Here is a 12900-nt window from a genome sequence, read left to right on the forward strand (position 1 = left end):
TATCATATAGCGTCATTATAACGAGAACAGCGTCGTTTGTCTACGCTTTCAAACAAAATTTTTCGATTACTTTTTCAAATAAACTATGTTAAACTACTAATATGATATATCATTTATGAACAGAAAGGAGTTTTCCTATGAATCAACCTCTTTATCAAGTGATTTTAGCTAATTTAAAGGAAGAGATTTTGAATGGCACCTTGCCGATTGGCGCCCAATTACCCACTGAGAAGGAATTGTCTGAGCGTTATCAAGTCAGTCGGATTACCTCCAAGCGGGCCTTGACCGAACTGGAACAGGCCGGTTTGATTGAACGAGTACGTGGTAAAGGAAGCTTTGTCAAAGCACAGACTGCTGTGGGACCACGTTCCAAGCGTATTTTATTTCTATTGCCTTTTTTGAATGATCTTTCATTAGGCGATTTCACGAAGGGTCTGCTCCCCGTGATGCAGGAGCAAGGTTTCGAGTTGATGATGACGACCCCGGAAAGCCTCACCACAAAGCGGGCAGATGAATTGATGGCGGAATATGACGGAATGATCTATTACGTCTCAGATGAGGAAAGCCACTTAGATCTTTTATTGGAGCTGTCGCTGAAACAGTTTCCTGTGATTCTTTTAGATAAGAAGATTTATGATGTTGCTTTCCCGACGGTTAGTTCAGATAACCGCGAAGGCGGCTTTCTGGCCACGGAGCTGTTAATCCAGCAGCATCACCAACAAATCGCTTATCTTTTTGGTGATTTAGGCCATCGCCCGCAATCCGTAAGACAACGTTACCTTGGTTATTTACAAGCATTGGATCAGGCTGGTCTCGCCTTTCATTCCCGTTTAGAAGCTGGCATGACGGTGTCTGAGGAGCTACCTGCTTATTTAGCAGAGCACGGCATCACGGCCCTAGTCTGCGAGAACGACCTAACCGCTATTGCGGCAGCCCGTTTGTTGAAAAAGCACGGTCTCCAAGTTCCCGGCGACATCTCCATCATTGGCTTTGATGATATCCAAGCGGCTCGTTTTGTTGAACCGCCGTTGACCACCATCGCCCAAAATTTTGATCAGTTAGGCCAACAAGCTGGCGAAGCGATGCTGCAGTGGTTAGCCGGTACACAGCCTACCGACACTAGCCTCCCTGTCTCTTTAATTATTCGACAATCCACAAAGGAGTTAATGTAATGAAAATCGATGCAATCGACACACGTCACGGTACCGCCAATCAACATAGCTTTTCTCACGGAAACTGCCTCCCTTACACGGGCGTCCCCTTTGGCATGAATTTTTACGCCGCTCAAACGACCGATCAAAAAGGCAGCTGGTGGTTCCACCCAGAAGACCGGATTTTTCAAGGTTTCCGTTTTACCCATCAGCCTAGTCCTTGGATGGGGGATTTCAGTCAGTTAGTGCTGACACCGGTCAGCGGGATCTTGTCAGAAAACAGTCTGTTCCATGCCCAAAGTTCCTTTAGACCAGAAGAGAGTACCTTTGCACCGCATAAATTAACAATCCGCCAATTGCGTTATCAAATCACCAGCTCGCTGATTCCTAGTATGTATGGCGGTGTCTTGGCTATCGACTATCAACAGGCCGATAATGGACTCTTACTGACTTTACCAGGACGTTTTAGCGTGACACAGCTTGATGAGCAGACGCTGCAGTTAGCTGTATGTAATTTTTCTGGTAGTGAAGATCCTGATTTTACCTTTTATGTTGCACTACATTTAGCCGTGCCTCTCAGCAAATCTGTAAATGAAAGCGGCACCGATGGCTCTTTGCGTCTTTCCTTTGGCGATACGCAACAGCAAGTGATCCATTGGGGAACTTCTTTCATTTCGGCAGAGCAGGCACAGCTACAATTGACGCGTGAATTAAAGCAATCTGTGACTGACTTTGAAACCGCGGCACAGGCTGCTTGGCAAACTTATTTTGACCGGGTAGAGGTCACTCATCAAGACCCAGAGTTGACCAAAACCTTCTATCATAATCTGTACCGCACCTTTTTATTCCCGCAAACCTTTTATGAGCTGGATAATTCAGGAGCCAAGATCCATTACGATACGACTAGCCGCACGGTTCGACCTGGTGTTTTATATACCAATAACGGTTTTTGGGATACGTATAAAACTGTCTATCCTTTCTTCTCTTTGGTTGCTCAAGATAAATATGCCGAAATGCTAGAAGGTTTCTTAAATAGCTACCGCGAAACGGGCTTCTTACCAAAATGGCTCTCTCCTGACGAACGCGGCTTGATGCCTGGTACGCTGATTGACGCAGTGATTGCAGACGCAGCCGTGAAGGGCCTTCGCACAGACTTAATGCCAGAATTTTTAGAAGCCATGAAAAAAGGGGCTACCGTCCAAAGTGAAAAGAACAATTACGGGCGCCAAGGGACTTTAGACTACTTGAAATATGGTTATGTGCCATTGGATTATCATGAATCTGTCAACCACACCTTAGATTATGCCTACAGCGACTTTTGTATCAGTCAAGTAGCCAGTGTTCTGGGAGACAACGAAGCCGATTATTACCGGCAGCAAGCGCAAAATTATCGCAATCTCTTTGATCCAACAGTAGGGCTGATGCGTGCCAAAGACCGCGACGGGAACTTTAGAGCCGACTTCAGTCCGATTCGTTGGGGCCGTGACTACGCTGAAGGCAGTGCGTGGCAATCTAGTTTCGCCGTCTTCCAAGATTTCGCAGGGCTAATCGAGACCGCTGGTGGACCGACGACCTTTGAAGCGACCCTCGTTGACCTATGTAACCAAGCTCCAAGCTTTTCTGTAGAAGGATATGGTTTTGAAATTCACGAGATGAGCGAAATGGCTGCCCTAGAATTTGGCCAGTTAGCTATCTCTAATCAACCAAGCTTCCACTATCCTTTCCTATTCTCTTATATTGGCAAACCAGAGATGGCGCAACCATTACTGAAACAGCTAATGTTGCAAACCTTTGATGCCTCTCCCACCGGCTATCCCGGTGACGAAGATAATGGCAGTATGGCTACTTGGTATATTTTCAATAGCCTTGGTTTCTACCCCGTGACACCGGGAACAGGTGAATATGTGATTGGGATGCCACTGGTTACTAGCGCCAAGCTGCACCTGAGCAATGGTGAGACCCTGAGCATCACTGCTAGTCCTAATCAACCGCAACAACAATTTATCCATGCTATCCAGCGAAATGACACACTACATGAGGCACTCTATTTCACCCATGCGGATCTAATGACGGGCGGCAGCCTTGATTACCACTTAGGCATCGTTCCCCGCAACAAAGCCTATACCAAAGAACAGCTTCCCTTCTCCCTATCAAAATAATTACCAGCATATAAAAGAGGCCCCAGAAGCCAACTGCTCCTCGGGACCTCTTTTTTTGTCTGCCCTACTGCAAAAAGCTTCAGAGCAGGCTCACTCCTTATTTGAAAAAAGGACCCATGACAAAGGTCATAGGCCCCACCTGTTACTTATCTAAACCATAGACACCCAATTCATATAAACGAACAGCAGTATCTGATCCTTGTGTTGGTTTGTCGACTATGATTTTCACATAGCGGACTGGCATTGCCGCAAACGTATCAGTGGTTTCGGCAGCCGCATTATTAATGATCCGTGTCACTTGTGTGAATTCTTTACCATCTTCACTGACTAAGATTGTATAAGCCTTCGTATTCATATCAGGACTTTCACCACCGGCTTCGGCATGAGCCATGTGCACTTCGCTGACGGTTTTAACCTTCCCTAGATCCACCGTAATTTCATGAGGCGGATTACCTGTCGCACACCATTTTGTATCCAATTTGCCGTCTAGCGCAAATTGCGGTGCTTCGCCATCATTCACAAAGGAAGAAGCCTCTGCCGTTGCATCTTTCGACAATAAGCTCAAATCACCTTGCGCATCTTTCGTTACGGTAATTAGACCCTTCATTTCGATTGGTGTTTCGCCGGATTCGTTTTTAGCCGTCATCTTGACTGAATAGATACCTTCTTTTGCGTAGCTAACCACTGGTGCATCTTCAGTGCTCGTTGTAACATCCGCCCCTTCAAATTCCCATGAGACACTTTCTGTATTGGCTGAAGAGGTATTTGTAAAGGTGATCTTTTCCCCCGGCGCCACTAATGTCCGTGATGCCGTGAAGTTAGCTTTTGGCACGCTATTGTCTGGCCATTCCAAGGTGACTGCTTTCGATGCGGCACCGCGAACGCCCCACAGATCGACTGGTACGATCTCAAAATTCGTTTTGTTGGTATCATCATTTCGTTCTAAGGCATTAAGGTAATGGTTCGTAGCCGGTGTCGCTCCTAAGAATGAACGGCTATCATCACCATTGATTCGGTAAATTTCATAATATTTCGCAGCGTCGCCTGCAGTATCCCAGCTTAAACGTACACCTGCGTAGTTGCCCTCCTCTTCATCAAATAAGGAGTCTTCAATTGTTACACCCTCAACCTTCAGTTCTGTTTTTTCAGCTTTAGGTGTTACAGCGATTTGGCCGAAGTGTAGCTCATAGACATCATTTGCGGCTTCACTGGTTAGGTCATAGGAAATTTCGGCGACAACTTGCCCCGCAAATTTGCTGACATCATAAGTTACCGTAGTCCAGTCAGTCCCTACCTCACCTTTAACCGTTTCGGTTTTGCCATCCGCAAACGTCAAGACTAAATCAAGCGCCGTTTTGTCAGAAGCTTTGGCGGTTGTCGTAAAGACGGTATCTTTCGCCAATTCAAACGCTGTTTTATACAACTTGATCTGGCTCGTTTGGCCTTTTTCCATGTTGCCCCGTAATTTCAGGGAATTCCCGCCACTCCAAGCATCCGCATAATCAATGCTAGCTTTCAGCTCATTTTGACCTTTATTTTCAATAATCCAGCGATAAGTTGGCATAACATCCTGCATACTGCGGTTGTTCCAGTCCATACTAGAAACTTTTTGACCGTCGATAAAGTAATTGTAGCCATTTCCTAGATTGAAGTTGGTCACAAAAGGCATTTCAGTAATAGCGGTCTGTTCCAAAGCATACGTAGAGATGCCGGGCCATGCCCCCTCTGCCACTGGTTTACTTTGGGTTGGATCACTCATGGCGTTAACCCAGAAAGTATTTTCGCGGGTCTGTGCATCATCAGGACCACTTGCTGAGTAATACGTCCAGTCTGGAACATAAAGACCTAAAGAAGTGTACGGCACATGGTTTTTATCTGTAAAGAGGTCCCATTTGACCGCCGTCGCATAGCCATTGGCCTGCACATCGATCCCTGCATACAGATCATAAGGATTAAGATCATTTTTTTCAGCCGTTTCTTTAGAAGCCTTCAACAGGTTTTTATCTGCTAATTGATCGGTGTTCCACCAGAAGTTCAAGAACATATCATCTGCTACCGGCTGCATATCCGCGTCTACTAGATAGGCTTTATTTTTATCGGTCAGAGCATTTTGCCAGTCCATCTCACCGTCAACCGTCATGGAATCATACCACATGACATCTAAATCTTGATCGGCAGCTTTCAATTGTTTGATCAATTCTTGCATCAAGTCTGCATGTTTCTTCGTCAAGCCACCCTCTGCTTGCTTGTCCGCTTCTTTTCCTTCAGCCGCATCGTCAAAACTAGTCACTGCAGTATCCGTTTCTTGGTTGATAAACCAACCATCAAAGCCATAGTGCTTCGCCACTTCAGTCAGTTTTGCCACGATTGGGAAATTACCTTGATCATCCTTTTTCAAGAATTCATCTAGCCATTCTATCTTGCCGCCATGAGCAGTTTGTGGGAAGAAAATCGTGCCCAAAACAGGTACCCCATTTTTATGGGCGGCATCAATCACGTCAGCACTTGGCGGTACGATGATTCCCTCACCAGAAGAGCCACCCCAATAAACCAATTGATCAATGTACTGCCAGTAAGAAAAGACATTGGCATCAAACGTATTGATCCCTCGTGGTGCATTGCCGCTTGTACTGCTATTCATAATAGACAGTGCCACAACCTTCATATCCGCATTTTGCGTCTCATTGGTTTTAGCCAATGATTTTTTCTCCACCCGTTCTGCCAATGGCACGGTGCTGACATTGTACTTAGCATCTGGATCTTTATTGAAGTCCCACTTCAATAAATCCTCTGGAAACCAGTACGATGATTGTGGCTGATTTTCCATAGGACGATTCAATTTGCTTTCTGCCGTTTCGGAGTATGTTATTTTTTCATTCCCCGCTGAACTTGCATTAGTAGCACACCCTGCAATCACCAAAATTGACCCACATAACGCGACCCCTGCTAACACTTGCTTTTTGTTCATTTTCTTCCTCCCTCATGTCTTGATAACAGCTTAATCTTACCGATGTTGCAAGCGTTTTCCAACGAACAAATTAAAGGTCCTATGCAACAAACTAAAGAAAAAGCAGATTACGCCCTCAAAGTGGCGCAATCTGCTGTAAAGTCTTTATAAATTATAGATGTTATCTTAACAAGGGGAGGTCGTTTCGCTACTCCCAACGTAAATAAATTCTATGAGGCAGCATGGGTATCTCACTAAACTGCTTTGCCAGATATTTTACTTATCTACAGGAACAGCCAATTCATACTACACCTTCTCGGTTCCCGCTAATTCCCCGCTAGCCCTCAACAGGCGCGTAGCCGGCTTCATATTGCTCGCGAAACTCTTTAGGGGTAATGCCATTGAGCTTTTTGAACATTTTTGAAAAGTAATTGGTATTGTTAAAGCCGACTTCATCCGCGATTTCCGCGATGGTTCGATCCGTATACAATAACAATTTTTGAGCTTGCTTGGTTCGTACTTGATTAAGAAATTGCGAAAAACTCTTCTGGGTTTCTTTTTTAAAGACTTGCCCTAAGTACACAACATGCAAATGGAGTTCATCTGCGACTAATTTTAAATTAAGCTCTTCTGGATATCGGGTCTCGATGATATCCACAGCCTGTTGGACGCTGTCAGAATAGCGTTTCTTTTTAGGTTTATTCTTCAAACCACCTAAAATAGCTTGCAATAACTCCGCCAACGAACTTAATTGATTACTTCGGCGGATGTTCTCCACTAGCTGATCGTAGTCGTCGCCAATCAGTTCAGGATATTGGCGGTAAATATCGGCGAATAACAAGAAGACGATATAGCGAACATAGTCTGGTGATGCTTGCTGCTGCACTAGCTGGTCAAAAATCTGTGTCAGTTCTCGTAAAATTGTTTGACTGTCCCCAATCATCAGCGCTTTATTGAAGGATAAAAAGCTCAATTCTGTAGAAGAGGTTTTGTTTTGATCTTGGCGGTCCTCCGGCAATAAATCCTTGTAGAAAGTGTCTAAACCCTTTAGCTGGCGGACTTTTTCATAGCTTTCATATAGATCTTCCCATTCAGCAACCGTTTCTCCCACATAAATACGACCTTGACCGGCTAGAATCCGTTCTGCCTCGTGTAGTTCAATGAATAACTGTTGTCGACTACCTCGGTAGATTATGGTTAGTTGCCGACTATCCATCAGACTTTTGATTTGGAGCGGTTGCCGAGCAAATAACTCACTTACTGCAAGTAATGAGCTAGGTGTCCCTTCCATTAAAACGGCGGTAAAAGCCCCGGAACGGATGCCTTTGAATTGATTGATTAGATCCTCATACTCTAATTCATTTAATTCGTCATGTAGCCAACGCATCAAGCCCGCTTCTAAATACAGTTGGGCTTGGGTGGCATTTTTCTTTTCAGCGTCCAGTTCGGTTTTGATCAGTTGGACGTTTTTCAGCAGTTCTTCCTTATCGACTGGCTTAACCAAATAGTCCTTTACTTGGAGGGCCATACCTTGCTTGACGTATTCAAATTCCTGATAACCCGAAAGAATCAAACTCATAAAATGCCGACCTTCTGCTTGGGCGGTCGCAATCAGCTCGATCCCGCTCATTTCTGGCATGGTAATATCCGTCATTAATAGATCAATCGGATGCTCTTTTAAATAGTCCAATGCTTCGCGGGCACTACGGGCTGTTTTGATGATTTCAAAGCCCAATTCTTCCCAAGGAATGATGCGCTTCAAGCCCTCTAAAATCATATATTCATCATCTACCAACATCACACTATACATCGAACCCCTCCTTTGGATCAAAGCGCAGAGTAATCTGCGTACCTGCTCCTAATGTAGACGTAATCAGCATTTGGTAACTATCGCCATAAAAACTCTTTAACCGCTCGTGAACATTTCGTAAACCAATCGATTGCACCATTTCCACATCGGGCGCTTCCAGTTTCGCTTGGACTTCTGCCAAGCGGTCAGGTGACATGCCTTTGCCATTATCGGTCACCTGAATGACGATTTGGCCATTCTCTTGATAGGCTTTGACACTAATGGCATTATCTTGGCGGCTATAATCGATTCCATGAACAAAATAATTTTCAATCAATGGTTGGATGATAAATTTAGGAATCTCCGTTTTACTGATTGCTGGTGCCACATCCAGTTTATACGCAAACTGATCTGGGTAACGCATTTGATACAAAAAGACATACTTTTCACAGAAGGAAATCTCTTTTTCTAGCGTCGTTGTCTTCGATTGGTCAATGTTATTCCGCAATAAGGCCGAGAAGGCGTACACGACATCCGCTAACTCATCTTGCTGACGGCTCAAGGCATACATCCGGATATACTCCAAGGTATTATATAGAAAATGAGGATTGATCTGAGATTGAAGCGCCCGCATATGGGCATCACGTTGCTTAATCTCTAGCGTATAAATGTCTTCGATGTAACGATCCAAGCTGGAGATCATGAAATTGATAGCCGTCGCAATATCATGTAGTTCTGCTTGAACCAGCTCCGTATCAATCCGTTCCTTCAGATTCCCATCGCCGACAACTTGAGTCGCTTCCACAATCAAGTCTACCTGTTTAGTATAGCGCTTAAAGGTCCGGTTCAATATCACCAATAAAATGCCAATCAATAGCAAGCCAATCGTTAGAATGATCGCATAATACCACAGTACCTTGCGCCAAAAAACCTGGCGACTAGCTAGAATGATGATTGGTGTCCGACTGCTGGCTTCAATTTGCTGCACTTCATAGCGTTTATCCAAAAATTGAATACTCTGATCATGCTGCAAACGTTCATCTAAGGTGCGTACTTCCTCTGTGGTGACTTGATGATTCGCCGTAAAAATACGACTCCCTGCATTGTCATAGATGAAGGCATTTAGGCCATTCTCTGCTAAAGCCGCCCGTTGATTGCCTAACGCCGCGTCTTCTGAAAAGACCGCATACAGTTCGCCTAAGGTTTGTCCTGTGTATTGATCGGAAATGACCCGCATCAGATGAAAGCCTTTCACCTCAGGAAAGGGCTTAGCCAGCTGTTTGCCATTCAAATTAATACGGTCGGCCTTTAGATAGGTATCGAATTCTTCTAAATTCAAATACACCGCTTCTAAATCAGGATATGTACTGAACAAGGTCCGCAAGCTGGAAGCGAAATTAATATCGGCGCGATACTCTGACCAAATATTGGAAATGTAATCAAAGTACTGATCTGGCCGCAGACTCATGTAATTGCGCATATTCTCCATTTTGGTAGGTGAGCCAGCCAGCTCATCCACCATATTGGTGATGGCGTCATTTTTGTTGCTGACATAGGTATCCAATTGGTACAGCACACTGTTTTTTTGAGAGTCCAGCGTGTTCTGACTGCTATGGGTCACATAAACGCACAAAGCAGCCACTGTCAGCAGGATAATCGTTGCTAACAGAAGGCTGTAAGTTTGCATTAATTGCGTTAATAAATAATTTTTCTTAAAAAGCTTTTTGAAGATTCGCTTCATCACGTCCCAACTTTCCATCAATGAAATTGCGATTTTTTCTCGTGACATAAGCACCCCACATCATAATCATGGCAAAAGTGGCGAATAAAAACAGGCCCTTAAATTGCCAAGTGAGGATTAAGATACTAATCAAGCCAAAAAGAATCTTGATAAATACCCAAAAATTTAGAAAAATGCTGACAAATGACAGCTTGATCAAATCCCCCACTGCGATCTCATAGGTGCTTGTATATAATACCATATAGAAATAAAGGGTCAGCAAGAGGATTAGGACAAAAACTAATAAAAGATCGACAAACAACCAAAACCAACCGGTCATTTGAGTAGCTAAAACTAAGTTATAGGCGACAAAGCTGAAGGTCGCTAAAAAGGTTAGAAAGTGCAGATTACTCTTTTTAAAATTAGCCTTCCATAATTGCCAAGCTTTTTGGAAAGTCACTTGTTGATAATCCATCCCATATTCCTGTACAAGGTCGCTCATGGTCTGCCAAGCTGGACCGACGCCCAGCAGGATACCACCTGCCAAACTAAAGAGGATAAAAAAGAGGTTTAATTTGATTGTGGTCCAAGATAAGTAAAACAACCGTTGGATTCCGGTACTTTCCATGAGTCTTCCTTCCTTTCTGGTAGTGCTATGTAAAAACAGGGCAGGGTGTGCCATAGCGGTACACCCCTTTGCCCCTTTTGCTTATTTACTTGCGTTGTATTCGTCTAATTGTTTTTGCATTTCAGCTTGTACTTTTTCCCAACCAGCTGTCTTCAAATCATCCACTAATTTAGGTAGTGTTTCGTCAGGATCAACCGTTCCGGTATTCAAGCTAGCTGCGTAACGGTTCATAACGTTGGCGATATTGGTCAATTCGGTTTTAACAGAATCATTGACAAAGGTAAAGCCTAAGATTGGTGATTCTTTGGCACTTGCAATACTGTCGTCACGTTGTTTGATCATATCGTCTGTTACTGTTTCTTCAGGCCAGATAATCAAGTTATTCCCTGTGTTCCAAGCGCTTAAGTGTGTTGTTGGTGTGTAGCCATCCAATAATTTCACGCGGTCTTCACCGACTTTTTCATATTGTTCGCCTTCAACACCGTAAACTAAGCCATTTAACAATTCAGGATTGCTGTTTAACAAGCCTAGTAATTCCATAGCTTTTTCTTTGTTCTTAGAAGTGTTTGAAATAACATAGTTAGCCATTTGTGCTTGCGCTGTTGTTTTCAATGGCACAGTCAATGGACGAGATTCTAGTGGTTTACCAGCAGCTTGTGTCAAGATAGTATCGCCATAATCCATAGGGCCTTGTGTTTCTTGACGCATGAACCAAGTGTTTTTGTCTAAGTCATATGGTGTCGTACTTGTTGCTGCATCTGTTGGAATCAAACCATCTTTATACCATTGATGTAAGACTTTCAAGCTTGCAATCATATCTTTGTCTTCATATTGGTTGATGATTTTTGGCGCATTTGTTTCATCCAAACGTACCGCAAATGGATATTGGTTACCGATTGGGAAATCATAGTTGCCTGTTGCGAAGAAAGATTGACCGATTGCAAAAGCTGGAATATTAGCATCTTTTTCGTGGAATTGTTTCAAGACTTCAGTAGCACTTTCATAGCTGTCGCCCACTTTGCTGATGTCGATGTTATATTTATCCACAAATTCTTTGTTGAAGGTCAAGACTTGTTGACCGTACACGTTCCCTAAAACTGGGAAGCCATACAATTTACCGTTGATGGTATTTCCTTTGATATAGCTATCTGGTAATTGTTCGTAAGCGTCTTTTGCATATTTAGGTGCTAATTCAGTTAAATCAGCGTAGGCACCCTTTTGCGCATTTGTTGCGAAGTTATTTGCTAAAGAAATGTCATAGCTTTCACCAGAAGCAACGATTGTGGACATCTTTTGATCCCAGTCGCCCCAGCCGATAAATTCCATTTTCAACGTTGCGCCGATTTCTTTTTCGATAATTTTATTCGCGTTTTCGATTAATTTATCGTAATTATCCGGTTTGTCCCCTACACGATACATCAATAGGGTCGTTGAACCAGAATCTGCTGCTGAATCCGTACTATCGGTGTTACCACTGCCTGAACCACCACAAGCCGCTAACCCTAACGTCAACGCAGCCGCGCCGGCAGTCGCCAACATTTTTTGCCATTTTTTCATTTCCTATTCCTCCTAATAGATTATTCTTTCACACCGCCGATTGTTAACCCACCCACGAAGTAACGTTGGAAGAAGGGGTAAGTTAAAGCGATCGGTAATGTGGATAAGACAACAATTGCCATTCGTGCGGATTCGCTTGGTAGAGCACCTAGACTCTGTTGTGCTGCCGCACCCATATCGGTACTTCTTGATAAGAATTCCAAATTATTCTGGATTTTCATCAACAAGTACTGCAAAGGCACCAAGCTGTCCTTTTGAATGTAAAGTAACGCATTGAACCAGTCGTTCCAGTAGCCTAAAGCTGCAAACAAGCTAATGGTCGCAATGCCGGGTACTGCCAGCGGTAACACGATATCAATGAAGATTTTCATTTCGCTGGCACCGTCGATACGGGCTGATTCGATAATACTATCTGGGATCGTCTTTTTAAAGAAAGTTCGCATCACTAAAATATTGAAGGGCCCTAAGGCTAAAGGTAAAATCAATGCCCAGATGGTATCTTTTAACTGCAACATGTTGGTCATAACGAGGTAGTTTGCTACCATCCCAGGTGAGAACAACATGGTAATCAACGCAAACACGGTGAAGAATTTCCGGAAAGGAAAATTCGACCGAGAAATCACATACGCGTACAGTGAGGTCATTGTAGCATTTACGATGGTCCCTACCACTGTGATAAAGACGCTGACACCCAAGGCATGGATAATCCGGCCACTCATGGCTCCTTGGAAAATGTAGCGGTAAGCATCTAATGAAAACTCTTCTGGCCAGAAACGATAGCCATTAGCCGCTAGGGAACCTTCACTAGTGACCGAGATGATGATTACGAAGAAAAACGGAATCACACAGGAAATCGCAAAGAGCGCGATTAAAATATTGAAGATCAGATTCGCCGTCGGATTAAAGGAACGAATCTTTACAGTTGAAACTTTCTTTTTTGCCATGTTCC

General features: G+C 43.8%; 8 protein-coding genes. 2 read left to right on the plus strand and 6 right to left on the minus strand.

Going from position 1 to position 12900, the window contains the following annotated elements; translation table 11 throughout:
- Positions 1-137 precede the first annotated feature (137 nt).
- Together ECA01S_RS09750 and ECA01S_RS09755 are read left to right on the plus strand one after the other, a co-directional pair.
- A complete protein-coding gene (locus ECA01S_RS09750; protein WP_067394670.1) occupies positions 138-1172 on the plus strand; it encodes a GntR family transcriptional regulator in 1035 nt (344 codons plus the stop codon).
- Positions 1172-3310 (plus strand): GH92 family glycosyl hydrolase, encoded by a 2139-nt coding sequence (locus tag ECA01S_RS09755; RefSeq protein WP_067394672.1) that lies wholly within the window; start codon positions 1172-1174, stop codon positions 3308-3310. Before ECA01S_RS09750 ends, ECA01S_RS09755 begins: the two co-directional genes overlap by 1 nt.
- A 142-nt stretch (positions 3311-3452) precedes the next feature.
- On the opposite strand, the gene ECA01S_RS09760 is transcribed toward ECA01S_RS09755, so the two are convergent.
- The 6 genes from ECA01S_RS09760 to ECA01S_RS09785 all read right to left on the minus strand — a co-directional run bounded on the left by ECA01S_RS09760 (position 3453) and on the right by ECA01S_RS09785 (position 12895).
- Positions 3453-6278 (minus strand): endo-beta-N-acetylglucosaminidase, encoded by a 2826-nt coding sequence (locus ECA01S_RS09760; protein ID WP_067394674.1) that lies wholly within the window; start codon positions 6276-6278, stop codon positions 3453-3455.
- A gap of 316 nt (positions 6279-6594) precedes the next feature.
- Positions 6595-8067 (minus strand): response regulator transcription factor, encoded by a 1473-nt coding sequence (locus ECA01S_RS09765; RefSeq protein WP_067394677.1) that lies wholly within the window; start codon positions 8065-8067, stop codon positions 6595-6597.
- Positions 8060-9835 carry a sensor histidine kinase gene (locus ECA01S_RS09770; protein WP_305040956.1) on the minus strand — a complete coding sequence of 592 codons (1776 nt, stop codon included), beginning with the start codon at positions 9833-9835 and terminating at the stop codon, positions 8060-8062. The genes ECA01S_RS09765 and ECA01S_RS09770 overlap by 8 nt, the downstream gene beginning before the upstream one ends.
- Positions 9759-10394: a YesL family protein gene (locus ECA01S_RS09775; protein WP_067394680.1), complete on the minus strand. Its 636-nt coding sequence runs from the start codon at positions 10392-10394 to the stop codon at positions 9759-9761. Before ECA01S_RS09775 ends, ECA01S_RS09770 begins: the two co-directional genes overlap by 77 nt.
- 81 nt (positions 10395-10475) lie before the next feature.
- On the minus strand, positions 10476-11951 hold the full coding sequence (locus ECA01S_RS09780) for an ABC transporter substrate-binding protein (protein WP_067394683.1): 1476 nt from the start codon (positions 11949-11951) through the stop codon (positions 10476-10478).
- Positions 11952-11971: 20 nt separating this feature from the next.
- The gene (locus ECA01S_RS09785; protein WP_067394685.1) at positions 11972-12895 is read right to left on the minus strand and encodes a carbohydrate ABC transporter permease; all 924 of its coding nucleotides are present in this window, start codon (positions 12893-12895) and stop codon (positions 11972-11974) included.
- Positions 12896-12900 lie beyond the last annotated feature (5 nt).

The organism is Enterococcus canis NBRC 100695 (genome assembly GCF_001544375.1).
Taxonomy (GTDB): domain Bacteria; phylum Bacillota; class Bacilli; order Lactobacillales; family Enterococcaceae; genus Enterococcus_H; species Enterococcus_H canis.